Annotated in this window: 16 protein-coding genes and 1 riboswitch; of the genes, 8 read left to right on the top strand and 8 right to left on the bottom strand. The window is 68.6% G+C overall.

The features are described 5' to 3' along the window. The first annotated feature begins 71 nt into the window (after positions 1-71). Together leuC and leuD are read left to right on the top strand one after the other, a co-directional pair. Positions 72-1,499: a 3-isopropylmalate dehydratase large subunit gene (leuC, locus tag CSC65_RS06860; RefSeq protein WP_162409776.1), complete on the top strand. Its 1,428-nt coding sequence runs from the start codon at positions 72-74 to the stop codon at positions 1,497-1,499. A 13-nt stretch (positions 1,500-1,512) separates the two neighbouring features. Further along, positions 1,513-2,160, top strand: coding sequence for a 3-isopropylmalate dehydratase small subunit (leuD, locus tag CSC65_RS06855; RefSeq protein ID WP_162409774.1), 648 nt, complete (start codon positions 1,513-1,515; stop codon positions 2,158-2,160). 74 nt (positions 2,161-2,234) lie between these two features. Here leuD and gdhA read toward each other — a convergent pair whose 3' ends face one another. The 8 genes from gdhA to ilvC all read right to left on the bottom strand — a co-directional run bounded on the left by gdhA (position 2,235) and on the right by ilvC (position 10,865). Further along, positions 2,235-3,575 carry an NADP-specific glutamate dehydrogenase gene (gene gdhA, locus CSC65_RS06850; protein ID WP_162409772.1) on the bottom strand — a complete coding sequence of 447 codons (1,341 nt, stop codon included), beginning with the start codon at positions 3,573-3,575 and terminating at the stop codon, positions 2,235-2,237. Positions 3,576-3,628: 53 nt separating this feature from the next. Further along, a complete protein-coding gene (gene leuB, locus CSC65_RS06845; protein ID WP_162409876.1) occupies positions 3,629-4,687 on the bottom strand; it encodes a 3-isopropylmalate dehydrogenase in 1,059 nt (352 codons plus the stop codon). A 47-nt stretch (positions 4,688-4,734) separates the two neighbouring features. After that, the gene (locus CSC65_RS06840; protein ID WP_162409770.1) at positions 4,735-4,911 is read right to left on the bottom strand and encodes a hypothetical protein; all 177 of its coding nucleotides are present in this window, start codon (positions 4,909-4,911) and stop codon (positions 4,735-4,737) included. Positions 4,912-5,031: 120 nt separating this feature from the next. After that, positions 5,032-6,606 carry a 2-isopropylmalate synthase gene (locus CSC65_RS06835; protein WP_162409768.1) on the bottom strand — a complete coding sequence of 525 codons (1,575 nt, stop codon included), beginning with the start codon at positions 6,604-6,606 and terminating at the stop codon, positions 5,032-5,034. Next, entirely contained in the window at positions 6,603-7,769 is a 1,167-nt protein-coding gene (locus tag CSC65_RS06830; protein WP_162409766.1) for a threonine dehydratase, read from the bottom strand. The genes CSC65_RS06835 and CSC65_RS06830 overlap by 4 nt, the downstream gene beginning before the upstream one ends. A gap of 114 nt (positions 7,770-7,883) precedes the next feature. Then, complete coding sequence (locus tag CSC65_RS06825; RefSeq protein WP_162409765.1) at positions 7,884-8,144, bottom strand: ACT domain-containing protein; 261 nt, start codon at positions 8,142-8,144, stop codon at positions 7,884-7,886. Continuing rightward, on the bottom strand, positions 8,128-9,855 hold the full coding sequence (ilvG, locus tag CSC65_RS06820) for an acetolactate synthase 2 catalytic subunit (protein ID WP_162409763.1): 1,728 nt from the start codon (positions 9,853-9,855) through the stop codon (positions 8,128-8,130). Before ilvG ends, CSC65_RS06825 begins: the two co-directional genes overlap by 17 nt. Further along, positions 9,852-10,865: a ketol-acid reductoisomerase gene (gene ilvC / locus CSC65_RS06815; protein ID WP_162409761.1), complete on the bottom strand. Its 1,014-nt coding sequence runs from the start codon at positions 10,863-10,865 to the stop codon at positions 9,852-9,854. Before ilvC ends, ilvG begins: the two co-directional genes overlap by 4 nt. Positions 10,866-11,355: 490 nt before the next feature. On the opposite strand from ilvC, the gene ilvD reads away from it, so the two are divergent. The 6 genes from ilvD (at position 11,356) to thiC (ending at position 20,728) form a co-directional block, all read left to right on the top strand. Further along, complete coding sequence (gene ilvD, locus CSC65_RS06810; protein WP_162409759.1) at positions 11,356-13,212, top strand: dihydroxy-acid dehydratase; 1,857 nt, start codon at positions 11,356-11,358, stop codon at positions 13,210-13,212. After that, positions 13,212-14,060, top strand: a complete 849-nt coding sequence (locus tag CSC65_RS06805) for a phosphate/phosphite/phosphonate ABC transporter substrate-binding protein (RefSeq protein ID WP_162409757.1) — start codon at positions 13,212-13,214, stop codon at positions 14,058-14,060. The genes ilvD and CSC65_RS06805 overlap by 1 nt, the downstream gene beginning before the upstream one ends. 91 nt (positions 14,061-14,151) lie before the next feature. Then, positions 14,152-15,189 carry a hypothetical protein gene (locus CSC65_RS06800; RefSeq protein ID WP_162409755.1) on the top strand — a complete coding sequence of 346 codons (1,038 nt, stop codon included), beginning with the start codon at positions 14,152-14,154 and terminating at the stop codon, positions 15,187-15,189. 85 nt (positions 15,190-15,274) lie between these two features. Next, positions 15,275-16,999 (top strand): gamma-glutamyltransferase, encoded by a 1,725-nt coding sequence (gene ggt / locus CSC65_RS06795; protein WP_162409753.1) that lies wholly within the window; start codon positions 15,275-15,277, stop codon positions 16,997-16,999. Between the two features lie 128 nt (positions 17,000-17,127). Then, on the top strand, positions 17,128-18,546 hold the full coding sequence (locus CSC65_RS06790) for a glycoside hydrolase 5 family protein (protein WP_238390304.1): 1,419 nt from the start codon (positions 17,128-17,130) through the stop codon (positions 18,544-18,546). A 55-nt stretch (positions 18,547-18,601) separates the two neighbouring features. Continuing rightward, a riboswitch (TPP riboswitch) is annotated at positions 18,602-18,709 on the top strand. A gap of 141 nt (positions 18,710-18,850) precedes the next feature. Further along, positions 18,851-20,728: a phosphomethylpyrimidine synthase ThiC gene (gene thiC, locus CSC65_RS06785; protein ID WP_162409751.1), complete on the top strand. Its 1,878-nt coding sequence runs from the start codon at positions 18,851-18,853 to the stop codon at positions 20,726-20,728. Positions 20,729-20,804: the final 76 nt, after the last annotated feature.

The raw sequence follows: 20,804 nt of genomic DNA, 5'->3' as shown, positions 1-20,804 counted from the left end.
ACGATGACCCTCCAGCCGGTGGGTCCAGGTCTTTCTGCGACCCGCCACCGCCAGACGATCCGAGGCAGCACATGGCCGGCAAGACCCTGTACGACAAGTTGTGGGAGATGCACGAGGTGACCCGTCGCGACGACGGTTCCTCGCTGGTCTACATCGACCGCCACATCCTCCATGAGGTCACCTCGCCTCAGGCGTTCGAGGGATTGCGCCTGGCCGGCCGCAGGCCGTGGCGGATCGACGCCAACATCGCCACGCCCGACCACAACGTGCCGACCACGCGCACCGAGCGCGCCGGCGGGCTGCAGGCGATCGCCGATCCGGTTTCCCGCCTGCAGGTGCAGACGCTGGACGAGAACTGCGACGACTTCGGCATCCTCGAATTCAAGATGGACGACGTGCGCCAGGGCATCGTCCACGTGGTCGGCCCGGAGCAGGGCGCGACGCTGCCGGGGATGACCGTGGTCTGCGGCGACTCGCACACCTCCACGCATGGCGCGTTCGGCGCGCTGGCGCACGGCATCGGCACCTCCGAGGTCGAGCACGTGCTGGCCACGCAGTGCCTGGTCGCCAAGAAGATGAAGAACATGCAGGTGCGCGTGGAGGGCACGCTGCCGCCGGGCGTCACCGCCAAGGACATCGTGCTGGCGATCATCGGCCGGATCGGCACGGCCGGCGGCAACGGCCATGCGCTGGAGTTCGCCGGCCAGGCGATCCGCGAGCTGTCGGTCGAAGGCCGCATGACGATCTGCAACATGGCCATCGAGGCCGGCGCGCGCGTCGGCATGGTCGCCGTCGACGAAAAAGCCATCGCCTACGTGAAGGACCGTCCGTTCGCGCCGAAGGGCGCCGACTGGGATGCGGCCGTGGCGATGTGGAAGACGCTGGTCTCCGATCCGGATGCGCACTTCGACACCGTGGTCGAGTTGCGCGCCGAGGACATCCGTCCGCAGGTGAGCTGGGGCACGTCGCCGGAAATGGTGCTGGCGGTGGACCAGAACGTGCCCGATCCGGACCAGGAGTCCGATCCGGTCAGGAAGGATTCGATCGTGCGCGCGCTCAAGTACATGGGCCTGCAGGCCAACCAGCCGATCACCACGATCAGGCTGGATCGAGTGTTCATCGGTTCCTGCACCAATTCGCGAATCGAGGACCTGCGTGCGGCGGCAGAGGTGGCGAAGGGTCGCAAGGTCGCGTCCAGCATCAAGCAGGCACTGGTGGTCCCTGGCTCGGGCCTGGTCAAGGCGCAGGCCGAGGCCGAAGGCCTGGACAAGGTGTTCCTGGAGGCCGGCTTCGAGTGGCGCGAGCCGGGCTGCTCGATGTGCCTGGCGATGAACCCGGACAAGCTGGGCAATGGCGAGCATTGCGCCTCGACCTCCAACCGCAACTTTGAAGGCCGCCAGGGCGCCGGTGGGCGCACCCACCTGGTCAGTCCGGCGATGGCTGCCGCCGCTGCGGTGGCTGGCCATTTCGTCGACGTGCGCGACCTGCTGAGTGCCTGAGGAGACTGGAACGATGCGAGCCTTCACTACCCACACCGGCCTGGCCGCTCCACTGGACCGCGCCAATGTCGACACCGACCAGATCATCCCCAAGCAGTTCCTGAAATCGATCAAGCGCTCGGGTTTCGGCCCGAACCTGTTCGACGAATGGCGCTACCTCGACATCGGCGAGCCCGGGCAGGACAGCACCCATCGCCCGCTCAATCGCGATTTCGTCCTGAACTTCCCGCGCTATGCCGGCGCCAGCGTTCTGCTGGCACGGGAGAACTTCGGCTGCGGTTCCTCGCGCGAGCACGCGCCGTGGGCGCTGGACGAATACGGGTTCCGCGCGATCATCGCGCCCAGCTTCGCCGACATCTTCTTCAACAACAGCTTCAAGAACGGCCTGCTGCCGATCGTGCTGGAGGACGAGCAGGTCGACGCGCTGTTCGCGCAGTGCGAGGCGACCGAGGGCTATGCGCTGACCGTGGACCTGGACGCGCAGACGGTGACCCGGCCTGATGGCGTGCGGTATTCGTTCGAGATCGACGCCTTCCGCAAGCATTGCCTGTTGCATGGCCTGGACGACATCGGGCTGACCCTGCAGGAGCGTGCTTCGATCGTGGCGTTCGAGGCGCGGCACAAGGCCGCGCAACCGTGGCTGTTCAACGCCCAAGGCTGACGCGCTCCCGGTAGCGACGCAGCTTTGCCAAACCCCGCGGAATGCTGCGGGGCGACCCCGCCTGCCGGCACCGGTCAGTACACGCCCTGCGCCAGCATCGCGTCGGCGACCTTGACGAAGCCGGCGATATTGGCCCCGTCGACGTAGTTGACGCTGCCGTCGCGGCGCTTGCCGTGGCGCACGCAGTGGCCATGGATGTCTTTCATGATCGCGTGCAGGCGCTCGTCCACCTCGGCGTGGTGCCAGGACAGGCGCAGCGCGTTCTGCGACATCTCCAGGCCCGAGGTGGCCACGCCCCCGGCATTGGAGGCCTTGCCAGGCGCGTACAGCGTGCCGGCTTCCAGGAACACGTCCACCGCTTCCAGCGTGGACGGCATGTTGGCGCCCTCGGCCACGCAGATCACGCCGTTGTCCACCAGCGTGCGCGCGTCCCCGCCGTCCAGCTCGTTCTGTGTGGCGCAGGGCAGGGCGATCTCGGCGGGTATGTGCCACGGTCGCCGACCCGGCATGTAGTCGAAGCGCGGATCCTCGCCCAGTTCCGCCAGGCGACCGCGGCGCACGTTCTTGAGTTGCGCCACCTGCCCGATCGCTTCGAGGTCGAACCCGTCGCGCGCGAACAGGGTGCCGTCCGAATCGCTGAAGGTCAGCACCTTGCCGCCCAGGTCGCAGGCCTTGGCCGCGGCGAACTGGGCCACGTTGCCCGAGCCGGAGACCAGCACGCGCGCGCCCTTGGTCGGGCGGCCGGCGTGGTGCAGCATCTGCTCGACGAAGTACACCGTGCCGTAGCCGGTCGCCTCCGGCCGCATCAGGCTGCCGCCGTAGGCCACGCCCTTGCCGGTAAAAACGCAGCCGGCCTGGTTGGACAGCTTCTTCATCATCCCGGCCATGTAGCCGACCTCGCGCGCGCCCACGCCGATGTCGCCGGCCGGCACGTCGGTGTCCGGTCCCAGGTGCCGGTGCAGCTCCAGCATCAGCGCCTGGCAGAAGCGCATCACCTCGCCGTCGCTCTTGCCCTTCGGATCGAAGTCCGAGCCGCCCTTGCCGCCACCCATCGGCAGCGTGGTCAGCGCGTTCTTGAAGGTCTGCTCGAAGGCCAGGAACTTCAGGATCGACAGGTCTACCGACGGGTGGAAGCGCATGCCGCCCTTGTACGGCCCGATCGCCGAACTGTGCTGGACGCGGAAGGCGCGGTTGACCTGCACCTGTCCGCAGTCGTCGACCCAGCTCACCCGGAACTGGATCACCCGTTCCGGTTCGGCCAGGCGCTCGAGCAGGCCGTCGCGGGCGTACTCCGGATGCCGTTCCAGGAACGGCCAGAGGCTCGCGGTAACTTCCTTGACCGCCTGCAGGAACTCGGGCTGGCCCGGGTCGCGGCGTTGCAACCGGTCGAGAAACGCTTCCCTGGAACCTCGCACGTGCTTTTCCCCTTCGTTCGGATCTGTGGCGGGTGGTGGTGCGCCGACGGGCTTCAGGCGAGCCGTTCGATCACCGCCTGCGCGGCCTGCGTGGTGCTCACGGCCTGGCCGGGTGCGGCCAGGTCGGCGGTGAACACCTTCGCGTCCAGCGCGTCCGACACCGCGGCTTCGATCGAAGCCGCCTCGGCTTCCAGACCCAGTGAATGGCGCAGCAGCATCGCAGCGCTGAGGATGGTGGCGTAGGGATTGGCGATGCCCTTGCCGGCGATGTCCGGCGCCGAGCCGTGGATCGGCTCATAGATGCCGACCTTGCCATCACCCAGCGAAGCGGAGGCGAGCAGGCCCAGGGAGCCGGCCAGCATCGAGGCCTCGTCGGTGAGGATGTCGCCGAACATGTTCTCGGTGACGATCACGTCGTAGGCGCGTGGCTTGGACAGCAGGTGCATCGCCATCGAATCGACCAGCTGGTGTTCCAGGGTCACGTCCGGGAACTCCTCGCGCATCACCCGGTTGGTGACGTCGCGCCACAGGCGCGAGGTTTCCAGCACGTTGGCCTTGTCCACCGAGGTGAGGTGGCCACGGCGCGTGCGCGCCAGCGCGGCGGCGCTGCGCACCACGCGTTCGATCTCGACCACGGTGTAGCGGCACAGGTCGCTGGCGTCGCTGTCGCTGCGCGTCTTGTCGCCGAAGTAGATGCCGCCGGTCAGCTCGCGCACGACCACGATGTCCACGCCTTCCAGCAGCTCGGACTTGATCGGCGAGGCGCCCAGCGCGGCACGGTGCGGTCGCACCGGGCGCACGTTGGCGAACAGGCCCAGTCCCTTGCGGATCGCCAGCAGGCCCTGTTCCGGGCGCACCTTCGCGTTCGGGTCCGACCACTTCGGTCCGCCTACCGCGCCCAGCAGGACCGCGTCGGCCTTCTGCGCCGCTTCCAGTGTCGCGGCCGGCAAGGGCACGCCGTGCCGGTCGATGGCGATGCCACCGATGTCGTGCTCGTGGAAACCGAAGCGGTGGCCATGGCGGTGGGCGATGGCTTCGAGCACCGGCAGGGTCGCGGCGACGATCTCGGTCCCGATGCCGTCGCCGGGCAGGACGACGATGTCAGCGTGGATGGGCATGGGTTTCCTGGAGACGGAAGGAGAAGAGTGGCCGCGCGCGCTCAGCGCGAGGTTTCGGACGCCAGCTCGTTGCCGGCGGGCTCGGCCGCTTCCGTGCGCTCGACCGCGTCGGCGCCGTTATGCGGGTAGGGAGTGTCGGACAGGCGGCGCGCAAGCGCGCGGTGCACGGCCGCGTCGAAGGTCAACGTGGCGGCGGGATTGCTTTCGGCGAGCGGCATTGCTTGATTCCTGGCGGCAGGGGTGCAGGCGCATGGCCTGCGGAGTGTGGAGGGGAGGGCGGGAGCCGGGCATTGGACCACCGGCCATGGGTGGCCGGTGCGATGCAGGTCACGGAATGCTCAGGCGGTGGCCAGCTGTTCGGTTCCCGCCGCGACCCGTCGCTGGCGCAGCAGCCGGTTGGCCACGTCCAGCCAGGCCAGCGCGCTGGCTTCGATGATGTCGCGGCTGGTGCCGGTGCCCTCGAACTCGGTCTCGCCGTGGCGCACGCTCAGGCTCGCTTCGCCGCGCGCGTCGGCACCCAGGCCGACGCTGTGCACGCGGTAGCTTTCAAGGGCCAGGCGCACGCCGGTGGCCGCCGACAGCGCGGCGAACAGCGCGTCGACCGGGCCGTCGCCCTCGGCGCTTTCCAGTACGCGACTGCCATCCGGATCGGACAGCTCGACCGTGGCGATCGCGCGCTGGCCGCGGTCGCTGACCGTCATCGAGGCCAGGCGATAGCCTTCGCCGTCGCCGGTGTCCTGCATGAGCGCCTGCAGGTCCGCGTCGGTGACCACGCGCTGCTGTTCGCACAGCGCCTTGAAGTCGGTGAACACCAGGTCCAGCTCGCCTTCCTCCAGGTAGTAGCCCAGTGCACGCAGGCGCTGCTCGACCGCGGCCCGGCCGCTGTGCCGGCCCAGCACCATCTGCGTATCGGGCCAGCCCACGTCCTGCGGACGCATGATCTCGTAGGTGCCGCGGTGGCGCAGCATGCCGTGCTGGTGGATGCCCGACTCGTGGGCGAACGCATTGCTGCCGACGACCGCCTTGTTGCGCTGCACGTGCATGCCGATCAGGCGCTGCAGCAGCTGCGAGGTCGGGACCAGGCGGCGCGAATCGATGCCGGTATCGACGTTGAAGAACGCGCCGCGCACCTTGAGCGCCATGACGATCTCTTCCAGCGCGCAGTTGCCGGCGCGCTCGCCGATGCCGTTGATCGTGCACTCGACCTGGCGCGCGCCGCCTTCGATCGCGGCCAGCGTATTGGCCACCGCCAGGCCCAGGTCGTTGTGGCAGTGCGCGCTGAAGATCACGTTGCCTGCGCCGGGCACGGTGCCGATCAGGCGCTGGAACAGGCCACGGATCTCCTCGGGCGTGGTGAAGCCGACCGTGTCGGGCACATTGATGGTCGTGGCACCGGCCGAGATCGCCGCGGCGACGACCTCGTGCAGGAAGTCCTCTTCGGTGCGGGTGCCGTCCTCGGTGGAGAACTCGATGTCGTCGATGAACTGGCGGGCGTAGGGGATGCTCTCCACCGCCATGTCCAGCACCTGCTGCCGGCTCATGCGCAGCTTGTGCTCGCGATGCAGCGGGCTGGTGGACAGGAACACGTGCAGGCGCGGCCGCTGTGCGGCTTCCAGTGCGTGCAGCGAGGTGTCGATGTCGGCGCGCAGGCAGCGCGAGAGCACCGCCAGCACCGGTTCGCGCAGCTCGCGGCCGATCAGGGCCATGGCCTCGCGGTCGGACTGCGAGCTGGCCGGGAAGCCGGTCTCGATGATGTCGGTGCCCAGTTCGCCCAGGGCGCGGGCCATCACCAGCTTCTGCGGCGGGGTCATGCTGCAGCCGGGCGACTGCTCGCCATCGCGCAGGGTGGTATCGAACACCCGGATGCGGGCCGGGGAGACCTGGGTGGGGGCTTGGGATTGGGGCGCGTTCACCAGGTGAACTCCTCTTCGCTGACGGGCTGCGGCGCTCTCGGCGCCGATGGGGCGGAAATGGTGGGTGAGGGCGACAGGTTAGCGGCTGGTCGGCGTTTTGCCACCGCGACCTTCTTCGCAAGGGCAGGGTCGGCGGGGTCGACGGCCGGCAGCTCGCCGGTGCGCCGGCGCGGCTTGCGCGGCGGGCGTGGCCGGACCTCGGAAAGCAGCGTGGCCAGGGTGGCGGCGTCGATGTTCCCGCCGGAGACAACCGCGCACTTGCGCTTGCCGGCTACGCGGCGGCCGGCGGCCAGGGCCAGGGCGCCGGCGCCCTCGGCGATGAGGTTTTCCTCGAGCGCCAGGCGGACCAGGGTCTCGCGCAGTTCCGCCTCGCGGACGATGACCACGTCGTCGAGCAGGCGCGTGCACAGGCGGCGGGTCAGGAAGCCGGGCACCTTGACCCGCACGCCATCGGCGAGCGAGCGGACCGGGTCGATGAGCCGCGTATCGCCCTTGATCGCGCGGGCCATCGAATCCACGCCCTCGACCTGGGCGCCGACCACGCGCACACCCTGGGCTTTCAGGGCCAGGGCTACGCCGGAGGCCAGGCCGCCGCCGCCGATGGGCACGATGACCACGTCCGGCGTGTGCGCGGCGATCTCGATCCCGACCGTGCCCTGGCCGGCGATGACATCGGGATCGTCGAAGGCGGACAGGAAGCGGTAGCCGTTCTGTTCGGCCAGTTCGCGTGCGAACGCGTACGCCTCGTCGTAGCTGTCGCCGTGCTGGCGCACGGTCGCGCCCCAGTGGGCGACACCGGCGATCTTGTTCTCCGGCGCCCCGTGCGGCATCACCGTGATCGCCTGCACGCCCAGCCGGTAGGCGGCCCACGCCAGTCCCTGCGCATGGTTGCCGGCGGAAGCGCAGATCACCGGGCGGCGGTCGCCACGCTCGCGCGCTGCAAGCAGCGCGTTGAGCGCGCCGCGCACCTTGTACGAACCGGTGCGCTGCAGGTTCTCCAGCTTGAGCATCACCCCGAAGCGCTCGGCGTGGTGCATAGGCGTGACCGGCAGGTAGCGGCGCAGCCGCGACTGCGCAGCCAGTACGTCGGCGACGTTGACGTCCACGCCGGCGACATCGCCGACGTCGGGTTCTCCTTCGCTGGCGCGGCCGGTGTCAGGCATCGCTGCCGGTCCGCGCCGGTTCCGTCCCTGGCTGGCGATCGCGAAGAAGAGACCTCCGTACGAGGTCCGCCGCTGGAGCGGCGGCACCGCTGCGCGCGCTGGCCATGCGCGCGCTCATCGCACCGTTTCCAGCGGAGCAGCCTCGAGCGGGCTGATCTCGACCGACTCGCAGTCGTAGACCTTCTGCAGCTGGCGCTTCAGCGTCTCGGCCGGGCGGCCGCCATCGACTTCCAGCTGCAGGCGCCAGCGCCCGTCCGCGCCTTCGTGGCCGCCGACGATGGAGCGCGGCGCGAAGCCGCGGCGTTCGGTCATCCCGATCACGCGGACCAGCGCACCCTCCACGGGCTTCAGCACCAGGTCAAGCCGGTAACGCATGCGCGGACTCCGCCTTCTGCTCGTTGGGATTGGATTCCAGCATCGTGCTGTTGGCCGTGTTCGGTGGCACCAGCGGCCATACGTTGGCGCGGGCATCGATCGCCACGTGCAGCAGGCCCGGGCCCGGTGAAGCCAGCAGGGCGGCCAGTGCGTCCTCGACGTCGGCGCGCTTCTCGATGCGCGTGGCGGGAATCCCGCACACCCGCGCCAGCGCGGCGAAGTCCGGGTTGTCGGACAGGTCGATCTCGCTGTAGCGCTTGTCGAAGAACAGCTCCTGCCACTGGCGGACCATGCCCAGCGAACTGTTGTCGAGCAAAATCATCTTCACCGGCAGCTTGCAGCGGGCCACGGTGACCAGCTCCTGCACGTTCATCATGAAGCTGCCGTCGCCGGAGACCAGCACCACCGGCCGGTCCGGGCAGGCGAACTGCGCGCCCATCGCCGCCGGCAGGCCGAAGCCCATCGTGCCCAGCGCGCCGGAGGTCAGGTGGTTGCGTGGATGGCTGAAGCGGCAGTGCTGCGCGACCCACATCTGGTGCTGGCCGACATCGCAGGCGATGACCGCGTCGGGCACCAGCTCGCTCAGGCGCTTGAGCAGCGCCGGGGCGTAGATGTCCTGGCCGGGGGCGTCGTAGCGCGCGGCGTGCTTCTCGCGGTTCTTGGCGCAGCGCTGGCGCCAGCCGTCGCAACTGCTGCGTGCGCTGGCCAGGGTGCGCAGGCCGCTCGCCACGTCGCCGGGCAGGGCGATGTCGGCGGTGCGCAGCTTGGAGATCTCGTAGGCGTCGGCGTCCAGGTGGATGACCCGGGCGAACGGCGCGAACTCGGCCAGCTTGCCGGTGGCGCGGTCGTCGAAACGGGCGCCGACCACGACCAGCAGGTCCGACTCCTGCACGGCGATATTCGCCGCGCGGGTGCCGTGCATGCCCAGCATTCCCAGGAACTGCGGATGGTTGCCGGGCAGCGCGCCCAGGCCGCGCAGGGTCAGCACGGTGGGGATGCGGGTCGCCTCGACGAATTCACGGAACACGTCCACCGCATCGGCGATGCCGATGCCGCCACCGCCATAGATCACCGGCTTCTCGGCAGCGGCGATCGCGGCGATCGCCTCGGCCAGCGCGGCGGCATCCGGTGCCGGTTCGGCATCCACCGAGGCCGGCACGTGCGCGGGCAGGTGGATGGCGCTGCCGATCTGCACATCCTTGGGCAGGTCGATCAGCACCGGCCCGGGCCGGCCCTCGCGGGCCAGGCGGAAGGCTTCCGCCAGCACGTGCGGCAGGTCGTCGACCTTCCGTACCAGGAAGCTGTGCTTGACGATCGGCAGGGTCATGCCGAACACGTCCAGCTCCTGGAACGCATCGGTCCCCAGCAGCGGCGTGGCGACCTGGCCGGTGATGCAGACCATCGGCACCGAATCCAGCAGGCCATCGGCGATGCCGGTCACCAGGTTCGACGCGCCCGGGCCGGAGGTGGCCACGCACACGCCGACCTTGCCGCTGGCGCGCGCATAGCCGTTGGCGGCCAGCGCCGCGCCCTGCTCATGGCGGACCAGGACGTGGCGCAGTCCCGAGTCCACCAGTGCATCGTAGAACGGCATGATCGCGCCGCCCGGATAGCCGAAGATCGTATCCACCCCCTCGGCTTCCAGCGCGTGCGCGACCCAGGCCGCGCCATTGCGCAGCCCGGCCGCCGCTGTGGGGGAGGTCGCGTTCATGCGGCGGCGGTCCTCTTCGCGTTCGCGTCGTCGGTGTCCGGCTGCGCGGCATTGGCCTGCAGCCAGACCATCTTCGCGCGCAGTTCCTTGCCGACCTTCTCGATCGGGTGGTCCTTGTCGGCCTGCTGGAACTTCCTGTAGTTCGGCAGCCCGGCGTCGTACTCGGCCTGCCAGTTGCGGGTGAAGGTGCCGTTCTGGATGTCGGTCAGCACGTCCTTCATGCGCGCCTTGACCGAAGCATCGATGACGCGCGGGCCGCTTACGAAATCACCGTACTGCGCGGTCTCGGAGATGAACTCGAGCATGCGGGTGATGCCGCCTTCGTAGAACAGGTCCACGATCAGCTTCAGTTCGTGCAGGACTTCGTAGTAGGCGATCTCCGGCTGGTAGCCGGCCTCGACCAGGGTCTCGAAGCCGGCCTGCACCAGCGAGGAGGCGCCGCCGCACAGCACGGCCTGCTCGCCGAACAGGTCGGTTTCGGTTTCTTCCTTGAACGTGGTGCTGATGATGTTGGCGCGCGCGCCGCCCAGGCCGCCGGCGTACGCCAGGGCGAACTCCTCGGCCTTGCCCGACTTGTCCTGGTGGACCGCATAGATGCACGGCACGCCGCGGCCGATCTCGTATTCGCGACGGACCAGCGCGCCGGGGCCCTTCGGTGCGACCAGGACCACGTCCAGGTCCTCGCGCGGACTGATCATGCCGAAATGCACGTTGAGGCCATGCGCGAACAGGAGCACGGAGCCGGGCTTCATGTTCGCGGCCAGGACGTCGTCGTACAGCTTCTTCTGGACCATGTCCGGGGTCAGCACCGCAACCAGGTCGGCATCCTTCACCGCATCGGCAGGTGCCTTGACCACGAAGCCGTCGGCCTGCGCCTTGGCTTCGGTCGGACCACCCGGACGCAGGCCGACGGTCACGTCGAAGCCGGAATCGCGCAGGTTCAGCGCGTGCGCGCGGCCCTGGCTGCCGTAGCCGACGATCGCGATCTTGGGGGAAATGCTGCTGGTCATGGCGTGGTCCTGTGCGGGTCGTGTTGGTGTGGGTTGGAGCGAAGGGGGTGGAATGTGCCGTAAACGATTTGTTTCTGCTGATAATTTCTGGCCAGGGCGACGGCCAACAAAAAACCCCGCGCCTTTCGGTGCGGGGTTTTGCGAATCTGGCGTGGTGTTTCTGGTTACGCGCCGGTTCGTCCCGCACCTGGTGGCGAGGTAATAAGGACGAGTACGACAAGCGACGCGGCGCCGATGGGCGCGCTGCGGTGGGTCGTCATGGGCGTGTGGCAATGCAACATGGGGACGAGGAAAGCACGCGCCTTTTGGCTTGTCAAGCATCACGGTCGCGTGCACTAATGTTGCAACTGCAACCGTGGACACGGCGCACGCACGCCGCAAAATCACAGCACAATCCGTGCCGACACCGCGCCCGCAGGATGCCTGCAGGAACCGGGTGTGAGGCTCCATTCCCACCACACGCGCCAGCGTCCGCCAGCGTTCCCGACCAATGCCCGATTACCGCTCCAGGACTTCAACCCACGGCCGCAACATGGCCGGCGCCCGCGCGCTGTGGCGCGCTACGGGCATGCAGGATGACGACTTCCAGAAGCCGATCATCGCCATCGCCAACTCCTTCACCCAGTTCGTGCCGGGGCATGTCCACCTGAAGGACCTGGGCCAGCTGGTGGCGCGCGAGATCGAGCGCGTCGGCGGCGTGGCCAAGGAGTTCGACACGATCGCGGTCGACGACGGCATCGCGATGGGCCACGACGGCATGCTCTATTCGCTGCCCAGCCGCGAACTCATCGCCGATGCGGTCGAGTACATGGTCAATGCCCATTGCGCCGATGCGCTGGTATGCATCTCCAACTGCGACAAGATCACCCCGGGCATGCTGATGGCCGCGTTGCGGCTCAACATTCCGACCGTGTTCGTGTCCGGTGGGCCGATGGAGGCGGGCAAGACGCGACTGGCGGATGGAACGACGTCAGGTGACAAGCTCGACCTGATCGACGCGATGGTGATGGCGGCCGATCCGAACGCCTCGGACGAACAGGTCGCGGTGGTCGAACGCAGCGCGTGCCCGACCTGCGGTTCGTGCTCGGGCATGTTCACCGCCAACTCGATGAACTGCCTGACCGAGGCCCTGGGGTTGTCGCTGCCGGGCAACGGCACCGTGCTGGCCACGCATGCCGATCGCGAGGCGCTGTTCAAGAAGGCCGGTGTCACCGCGGTGGAGCTGTGCCATCGCTGGTATGGCGCGGAGGATGCGAGCGCGCTGCCGCGCGGGATCGCGACGTTCGAGGCATTCGAAAATGCGATGACCCTGGACATCGCGATGGGCGGTTCCACCAACACGATCCTGCACCTGCTGGCGGCCGCGCAGGAGGGCGAGGTGCCATTCGGCATGCGCGACATCGATCGCCTGTCCAAGCGCGTGCCGCAGTTGTGCAAGGTGGCCCCGAACACCCAGAAGTACCACATCGAGGACGTGCATCGCGCCGGCGGAATCATGGCGATCCTCGGCGAACTGGCGCGTGGCGGCCTGCTGCACACCCGCGTGCCCACCGTGCACGCCCCGACCCTGGGTGAGGCGATCGCGAAGTGGGACGTGGCCACCACGCAGGACGCGGGGGTGCATACGTTCTACAAGGCCGGTCCGGCCGGCATCCCGACCCAGGTCGCCTTCAGCCAGGCCACGCGCTGGCCGTCGCTGGACATCGATCGCGCCGAAGGCTGCATCCGCGACATGGAGCACGCGTTCTCGCGCGAAGGCGGGCTTGCGGTCCTGCACGGCAACATCGCCGTGGATGGCTGCGTGGTGAAGACCGCCGGCGTGGACGAATCGATCCACGTGTTCGAGGGCAATGCGCGCGTCTACGAAAGCCAGGACGCGGCCGTCGCCGGCATCCTCGGCGACGAGGTGCGGGCGGGCGACGTGGTGGTGATCCGCTACGAAGGTCCCAAGGGCGGCCCGGGCATGCAGGAAATGCTGTACCCGACCAGCTACCTGAAGTCGAAAGGCCTGGGCAAGCAGTGCGCGCTGCTCACCGATGGCCGCTTTTCCGGCGGCACTTCGGGCCTTTCGATCGGGCATGCCTCGCCCGAGGCGGCGGCCGGTGGGGCGATCGGCCTGGTCCGCGATGGCGACCGCATCCGCATCGATATTCCGGGCAGGACCATCGACCTGCTGCTGTCCAGCGACGAGCTCGACGCGCGGCGCGCCGAACAGGACGCGCGGGGCTGGAAGCCTGCGTTGCCGCGTCCGCGCAAGGTCAGTACCGCGCTGAAGGCCTATGCCCTGCTGGCGACCAGTGCCGACAAGGGCGCGGTCCGCGACAAGACGCTGCTCGAAGGCATCTGATGACAATGGACTTCCGACGCGGCCTCTTGCTCATCGCGACGCTGCTGCTCGCGCCGTTACCGTCATCGGCCAATGGGCCCGCGCCCTGGGTGGTCGCCACGTACGCCTATCCACAACGCGACCGTGCCGCGGCGATCCAGCCATTGGCCGACTATCTCGGCAGCCGGGGCGGGCATCCGGTGCGCGTGGTCGTACTGCCCTCACCGACGGCGCTGGTCGAGGCCTTGCACGAGGGAAGGGTCGACGTAGCCGTGCCGAACCTGCACGCCTACCTGCAGGCGCGCCCCGGTGCGGGCGATGTCATCGCACTGCCGGTGCCGGACGTTCCCGCCGCGCAGGCCGACCGCTACCGCGCGGTGCTCGTCGCACGTGCCGGTATCGATTCGGTCGCGGCGCTGCAGCGGCAGGCCGGCGAACTGCGCCTGGTGCTGGTCGGGCGGGATTCCGCCTCCGGCGGGTTCGTGCCGACCACCGGGCTGCGCGAGATGGGCCTGGATCCACGGGCCGGGTTCGCATCGCTGGCGTATGCGGGCTCGCACGCGGCGGCCTTGCAGTCGCTGGTCGAAGGCCGGGCCGATGTCGTCGCCCTGGCCGCGGACGTGTACGACGCCGCGCAGCCCGATGGGGTGCATGAGTTGTGGCGTTCCGCACCGATTCCGCCCGGGCCGCTCCTGTGCCGTACCGCCGACACGGTGCCCTGCGATGCCATCGCCGGCTGGTTGCTGGAGGCGCACGCACGGGACCCGTTGGTCATGGCGGCCCTGCGCGCGGGGTGGCCCGAGTTCGGCGATGCGCAGTCGTTCACTGCGCCGCCATCGATTTCCCTGGCATTGCCCGACCGCGAATGACCCATGGGTCCATCGGCGCGCGCCCGATCCAGCGGCCGCACGGGGGAAAGTTGGCGTAATCTGGCGCCGACTCGGGGACGGGGAACGGCCGATGGCGCACCGCGAAGCGAGGACCTGGCTGGCAGCGGGGATGGCCGGCGGGCTGGTCGCCCTGCTGGCCGGATGCGCGAGCCTCGGCGCGGCGCGGGTCGGGATCGACCGCACCGACTACACCGAGCGCCTGCGCCAGAGCGAGAAGGAGCAGCTGCTGACCAACATCGTCGCGCTGCGCCATGGCGATGCGCCGATGTTCCTGGGCGTCACATCGGTCATCAGCCAGTACACGCGCGAAAGCACCGGTGAACTGCACGCGGCGATCACGCCGGCGATCGACAGCGACGCTGGCGCGATCGGCGGCGCGGTGATGCTGCGCGAAACCCCGACGGTGACCTACACGCCGGTGACCGGTGACCGTTTCTCCCGCCACCTGCTGGCGCCCCTGCCGCCGGCGGCGGTGCTGGCGATGATGGAGGCCGGCTGGGCCTCGGACCGGCTGTTTCCACTGGCGGTACGCTCGATCAACGGCGTCGGCAACACCAGTCGCGCACCGTTGTTCGAGCAAAGGGCCGACGAGGATTTCATGGAGGTGGTCGCCGCCTTGAGGCGCCTTCAGCGCAGCCAGGGCCTGGCGGTACGCGTGCGGCAGAAGGAAGAGACGTTCTCGGCGCTGGCGCGGGTGCGTCCGGCGCTGAGCGCGCAGGAGGAGGCCGACCTGCAGTACCTGTCGGAGCGGCTGGGCATCCAGCGCGGGGTGGGCGAACTGCGCGTGGTGTTCGCCACCTATCCGCACGACCAGGGCGAACTGGCGATCGCGACGCGCTCGATGTTCGAGATCCTGATGGAGCTGTCGCAGGGCGTGGAGATGGAAGGCACGCCGCCTTCGGCCGAGCCATACCTGGTGCGCATCCACAGCGGGACCGCGGCGCCGGTTGACGCCCACGTGGCGACGCAGTTCCGTGGCCGCTGGTACTGGATCGACGGACGCGACGAGGGTTCCAAGCAGATGTTCCTGATCACCCAGATCATGCTGTCGATCGCCGATACCGGTGGCGGCAGTGGCTCGCCGCTGGTGACCATCCCGGCCGGTTGAGGGGACTGTCGACCCGGTCCGGCGCGGGCAGGCGGCGATCGGCTATCTTTCCGGGATTCCGTTCGCTACGTCCCGGTGCAACGCCATGTCCCTGTTCCATCGCTCCCTGTTCTGCGCCGTGCTGCTGGTGCCAGCGATCGCCTGTGCCGCCGACCGCGTCACCGGCCAACTGTTCGCCACCCGTTCCGAAGTGATCGCACCGCACGCGATGGCGGCCACCTCCCATCCGCTGGCGACCCAGGTCGCCCTGGACACGATGAAGCAGGGCGGGTCGGCGATGGACGCGGCGATCGCCGCCAACGCGGCGCTCGGGTTGATGGAGCCGACCGGCAATGGGATCGGTGGCGACCTGTTCGCCATCGTGTGGGATCCGAAGACGAAGAAACTGTATGGCTACAACGGCTCGGGGCGCTCGCCGAAGTCGCTGACCCTGGCCGAGTTCCAGCGCCGCGGCCTCAAGGACATCCCGCCGACCGGGCCGCTGCCGGTGTCGGTGCCCGGAACGGTCGACGGCTGGTTCGCGCTGCACGACCGCTTCGGCCGCCTGCCGATGGCCGACAACCTGGCGCCGGCGATCCGCTACGCGCGCGAAGGCCATCCGGTGCACGAGGTGATCGCGTACTACTGGGACCGTTCGGTGCCGCGGCTGTCGCAGTACCCGGGTTTCAAGGAGCAGTTCACGATCGACGGGCGCGCGCCCCGCAAGGGCGAGATGTGGAAGAACCCGAACCTGGCCGACACCCTGCAGAAGATCGCCGACGGCGGCCGCGACGCGTTCTACAAGGGCGACATCGCACGCACCATCGATGCCTACTTCCGGGCCAATGACGGCTTCCTGTCCTACGAGGACCTGGCCACGCACCAGGGCGAATGGGTCCAACCGGTTTCGACCAACTACCGCGGCGTCGACGTCTGGGAGCTGCCGCCCAACAGCCAGGGCATCGCCGCGCTGCAGATGCTCAACATCCTCGAAGGCTACGACTTCTCGAAAATCGCCTTCGGCTCGCCCGAGCACGTGCACCTGTTCGTCGAAGCCAAGAAGCTGGCCTTCGCCGACCGCGCGCGCTTCTACGCCGATCCGGCCTTCAGCCCGGCACCGGTCGACCGCCTGGTATCCAAGGACTACGCCGCGCAGCGGCGCAAGCTGGTTTCCCCCGACAAGGCGCTGCGCGAAGTGCAGCCGGGCACGCCCAAGCAGCTGGAAGAGGGCGACACCATCTACCTCACCACCGCCGATGCCGACGGCATGATGGTTTCGCTGATCCAGTCCAATTACCGCGGCATGGGCAGCGGCATGGCGCCGCCGGGACTGGGTTTCATCCTGCAGGACCGCGGCGAGATGTTCGTCCTGCCGGCATCCGATGAACAGCGGGCCCACCCGAACGCGTATGCACCGGGCAAGCGCCCGTTCCAGACCATCATCCCGGCCTTCATCACCAAGGATGGCAAGCCCTGGGTCAGTTTCGGGGTGATGGGCGGCGCGATGCAGCCGCAGGGCCACGTGCAGATCGTGATGAACCTGGTCGACTTCGGCATGAACCTGCAGGAAGCGGGCGATGCGCCGCGCATCCAGCACGAGGGTTCGACCGAGCCGACCGGACAGTCCACCGCGATGAGCGACGGTGGCGAAGTGAACCTGGAAACCGGCTTCCCGTACGAGACCATCCGCGCGCTGATGCGCAAGGGCCATCGCGTCATCTTCGCCGACGGTCCCTACGGCGGTTACCAGGCGATCCAGCGCGATCCGGGCAACGGCGTGTACTTCGGCGCCTCCGAGAGCCGCAAGGATGGGCACGCCGCCGGCTATTGAGTAGTGGCACGGCGCATGCCAGGAATAGCTGATATGCGCCATTCGCATGTGTTTTGCGGGTGCATTGGCACCGTGTAAGGTGCGCCGCATCCGTGTGCGATCACGGGCTGACGGCTAGGGGTTCTTCCATGCACGTGTCCATGTGGGCGAACGGCTTCGGCCGCATCGCGATGTTGGGTGTCCTGTCGCTGTCCGGCCTGCTGGCAGCCTGCTCCGGGAAATCCGGCCCCGAAGGTGCCGGTAGCGCGCAGGCCGGTGTCGCCCCTGCCGCCGCCAGCCCGACGGCGCCGACGCAGCAGTCCGGTTTCGTCAGTGTCCAGGGCACGCACTTCGTGCTCGACGGAAAACCCTATCGCTTCGCCGGCGCGAACTTCTGGTACGGCGCCTACCTGGGCGCGCCCGATGGCGTCGGCGACCGCGAGCGCCTGCGTGCGGAACTGGACCAGCTCAAGGCCGCCGGCATCGACAACCTGCGCGTGCTGGCGATGTCGGAAGCCAGTGGTTTCAAGCGCGGCGTGCGGCCGGCGATCATGGGCGAGCCGGGCGTGTACGACGAGCAGCTGCTGCTGGGCCTGGACTACCTGCTGGCGGAGATGGCCAAGCGCGACATGAAGGCCGTGCTCTACCTCAACAATTTCTGGCAGTGGTCCGGCGGCATGTCCCAGTACGTGGCCTGGGCCACCGGCGGATCGGTGTCGGAGCATGACCCGGACCTGACCGGCGACTGGAACGGGTTCATGCAGAACTCGGCGCGCTTCTATGCGATCCCGGAGGCGCAGGCCTGGTATCGCGATGCGATCCGTACGGTTATCGGTCGCACCAACAGCATCAACGGCATGGCCTACGTCGACGATCCGACGGTGATGTCCTGGCAGTTGGCCAACGAGCCGCGCCCGGGCAGCGACGCCGACGGGAAAGCCAATGCCGACGTCTACGTGCGCTGGATCGACGAGACCGCCGGCTTCATCCGCGGCCTGGCGCCCAGGCAACTGGTCAGCACCGGCAGCGAAGGCGAGAAGGGTTCGGCGGGCGACATGGACCTGTTCGTGCGCGCACACACCACGGCCAATGTCGATTACCTGACCTTCCACCTGTGGCCGTCGAACTGGAGCTGGATCGACCACAAGGATCCGGCTGCGCGGCTGGAGTCCGGGCTGGCGACGTCGCTGGACTACATCGACCGCCACATCGAGGTGGCGGGCAAGCTGGGCAAGCCGATCGTCCTTTCCGAGTTCGGCCTAAACCGCGACCAGGGCGCCTACGACCCGGCGTCGGGCACGCAGGCACGCGACCGCTTCTACCAGGCGATCTACGACCGCGTGCTGCAACGGATGCAGGCGGGCGATGCCATCGCCGGATCCAACTTCTGGGCCTGGGGTGGCCGTGGCCGCACCAGCAACGCCGACTGGATGTGGGCGCCCGGCGATCCGTTCACCGGCGATCCGCCGCAGGAGGCGCAGGGCCTGTTCTCGCTGTTCGACAGCGATGCTTCGACGCTGGGAATCGTGTCCGGCCATGCCCGGGCGGTGCACGCGCTGCCGCGCTGAACCCCCCCGGCCTTGAGAGCCGGGCTCCCGGTCCCGGCTGCCTGTGGTCTAATGCGCGCGGAAGCGGGGGTACCGCCGACGCCGGCACGGGTCGATGGTTGAGACAGTCCCTTGGAACCTGATCCGGCTGATACCGGCGTAGGGAAGCTTTCGCAGTACGTACGGATCATCGGGCACCCGGCATCCGTCGTCCTGTGTCCGCCCGCTCCGGGCAACTGGCCGCGCCGTGCCCGCACGTGCGCCCCGGTTGCTGTGGACCGCACCCCGGTGCGGTGGCCCCGAGCACTCTCAGCGGACACCCAGCATGAATGCCATTCCCGCCTCTCTGCTCCAGCAGACCGAGCAGCTTTCCGAATCCGTGACCCGGCCGATCCCCGGTTCGCGCAAGATCCATGTCGAAGGTTCGCGTGCGGACGTCCGCGTGCCGATGCGCGAGATCGCGCTGACCCGCACGCCGACCGTGTTCGGCGGCGAGGAGAATCCGCCGGTCACCGTCTATGACACCTCCGGCCCGTATACCGATCCGGACGCGCGCATCGACCTGGCCGCCGGCCTGCCGGCCCTGCGCGCGCAGTGGATCGCCGAGCGTGGCGACACCGAGGCGCTGCCCGCGCTGAGTTCCGAATTCGGCCGTGGTCGCGAGCACGATCCGAAACTGGCCGCAGTGCGCTTCCCCGGCCGGGTATTACCGCGCCGCGCGGTGGCCGGTGCCAACGTGACCCAGATGCATTACGCGCGCCGCGGCATCGTCACTCCGGAAATGGAGTACGTGGCGATCCGCGAGAACCAGCGGCTGGACGCGGTGCGCGATGCCGGCCTGCTGGCCCAGCACCCGGGCGAGAGCTTCGGCGCGAACATCCAGAAGATCATCACCCCGGAGTTCGTGCGCGACGAGATCGCGCGCGGCCGCGCGATCCTGCCCAACAACATCAACCACCCGGAAAGCGAGCCGATGATCATCGGCCGCAACTTCCTGACCAAGATCAACGCCAACATCGGCAACTCCGCGGTGTCCTCGGGCATCGCCGAGGAAGTGGAGAAGCTGGTCTGGGCGATTCGCTGGGGCGGCGACACGGTCATGGACCTGTCCACCGGCAAGCACATCCACGAGACGCGCGAGTGGATCATCCGCAACTCGCCGGTGCCGATCGGCACCGTGCCGATCTACCAGGCGCTCGAGAAGGTCGACGGCCGCGCCGAGGAACTGACCTGGGAGATCTTCCGCGACACGCTCGTCGAGCAGGCCGAGCAGGGCGTGGACTATTTCACCATCCACGCCGGCGTGCTGCTGCGCTACGTGCCGCTCACCGCGAAGCGGGTTACCGGCATTGTTTCCCGCGGCGGCTCGATCCTGGCCAAGTGGTGCCTGGCCCACCACCGCGAGAATTTCCTCTACACGCACTTCGAGGAGATCTGCGAAATCATGAAGGCCTACGACGTGGCCTTCTCGCTGGGCGACGGCCTGCGCCCGGGCTGTATCGCAGACGCCAACGACGCGGCCCAGTTCGGCGAACTGGAAACGCTGGGCGAGCTCACGAAGATCGCCTGGAAGCACGACGTCCAGACCATGATCGAAGGCCCCGGCCACGTGCCGATGCAACTGATCAAGGAAAACATGGACAAGCAGCTGCGCGAGTGCGGCGAGGCGCCGTTCTACACGCTCGGTCCGCTGACCACCGACATCGCGCCCGGTTACGACCACATCACCAGCGCGATCGGTGCGGCGATGATCGGCTGGTTCGGCACCGCGATGCTCTGCTACGTGACGCCGAAGGAGCACCTGGGCCTGCCCAACCGGCAGGACGTGCGCGACGGGATCATGGCCTACCGGATCGCCGCCCACGCTGCCGACCTGGCCAAGGGCCATCCGGGCGCGCAGGTGCGCGACAACGCGCTGAGCAAGGCACGCTTCGAGTTCCGCTGGGAGGACCAGTTCCACCTGGGCCTGGATCCGGAGAAGGCCAAGGAATTCCATGACGAGACCCTGCCCAAGGACGCGCACAAGCTCGCCCACTTCTGCTCGATGTGCGGCCCGCACTTCTGCTCGATGAAGATCACCCAGGACGTCCGCGACTACGCGGCAGAACACGGTGTCGACGAGCAGGCCGCGTTGCAGGCCGGCATGGAGGAGAAATCGGCGCAGTTCCTCGAACAGGGCGCACAGGTCTACCGGCCGGGCTGATCGCCGACCCGGCGCCGTCGCGGCCCTGCCGGCCGCGGCGGTGATGCGCTATCGTCGCGCCTGTCCCGTACAGGCG

Origin of the sequence: Pseudoxanthomonas daejeonensis, assembly GCF_010093205.1 — a bacterium.
GTDB lineage: Bacteria > Pseudomonadota > Gammaproteobacteria > Xanthomonadales > Xanthomonadaceae > Pseudoxanthomonas > Pseudoxanthomonas daejeonensis.
This window is presented reverse-complemented; position numbering and strand designations above follow the sequence as displayed.

Excerpts from the sequence above, each read along its gene's own strand:
- leuC (WP_162409776.1), top strand. The coding sequence starts at position 72 with ATGGCCGGCAAGACCCTGTACGACAAGTTGTGGGAGATGCACGAGGTG.
- leuD (WP_162409774.1), top strand. The coding sequence starts at position 1,513 with ATGCGAGCCTTCACTACCCACACCGGCCTGGCCGCTCCACTGGACCGC.
- CSC65_RS06840 (WP_162409770.1), bottom strand. The coding sequence starts at position 4,911 with ATGCCGCTCGCCGAAAGCAATCCCGCCGCCACGTTGACCTTCGACGCG.
- CSC65_RS06830 (WP_162409766.1), bottom strand. The coding sequence starts at position 7,769 with ATGCCTGACACCGGCCGCGCCAGCGAAGGAGAACCCGACGTCGGCGAT.
- CSC65_RS06825 (WP_162409765.1), bottom strand. The coding sequence starts at position 8,144 with ATGCGTTACCGGCTTGACCTGGTGCTGAAGCCCGTGGAGGGTGCGCTG.
- ilvG (WP_162409763.1), bottom strand. The coding sequence starts at position 9,855 with ATGAACGCGACCTCCCCCACAGCGGCGGCCGGGCTGCGCAATGGCGCG.
- ilvC (WP_162409761.1), bottom strand. The coding sequence starts at position 10,865 with ATGACCAGCAGCATTTCCCCCAAGATCGCGATCGTCGGCTACGGCAGC.
- ilvD (WP_162409759.1), top strand. The coding sequence starts at position 11,356 with ATGCCCGATTACCGCTCCAGGACTTCAACCCACGGCCGCAACATGGCC.
- CSC65_RS06805 (WP_162409757.1), top strand. The coding sequence starts at position 13,212 with ATGACAATGGACTTCCGACGCGGCCTCTTGCTCATCGCGACGCTGCTG.
- CSC65_RS06800 (WP_162409755.1), top strand. The coding sequence starts at position 14,152 with ATGGCGCACCGCGAAGCGAGGACCTGGCTGGCAGCGGGGATGGCCGGC.
- ggt (WP_162409753.1), top strand. The coding sequence starts at position 15,275 with ATGTCCCTGTTCCATCGCTCCCTGTTCTGCGCCGTGCTGCTGGTGCCA.
- CSC65_RS06790 (WP_238390304.1), top strand. The coding sequence starts at position 17,128 with ATGCACGTGTCCATGTGGGCGAACGGCTTCGGCCGCATCGCGATGTTG.
- thiC (WP_162409751.1), top strand. The coding sequence starts at position 18,851 with ATGAATGCCATTCCCGCCTCTCTGCTCCAGCAGACCGAGCAGCTTTCC.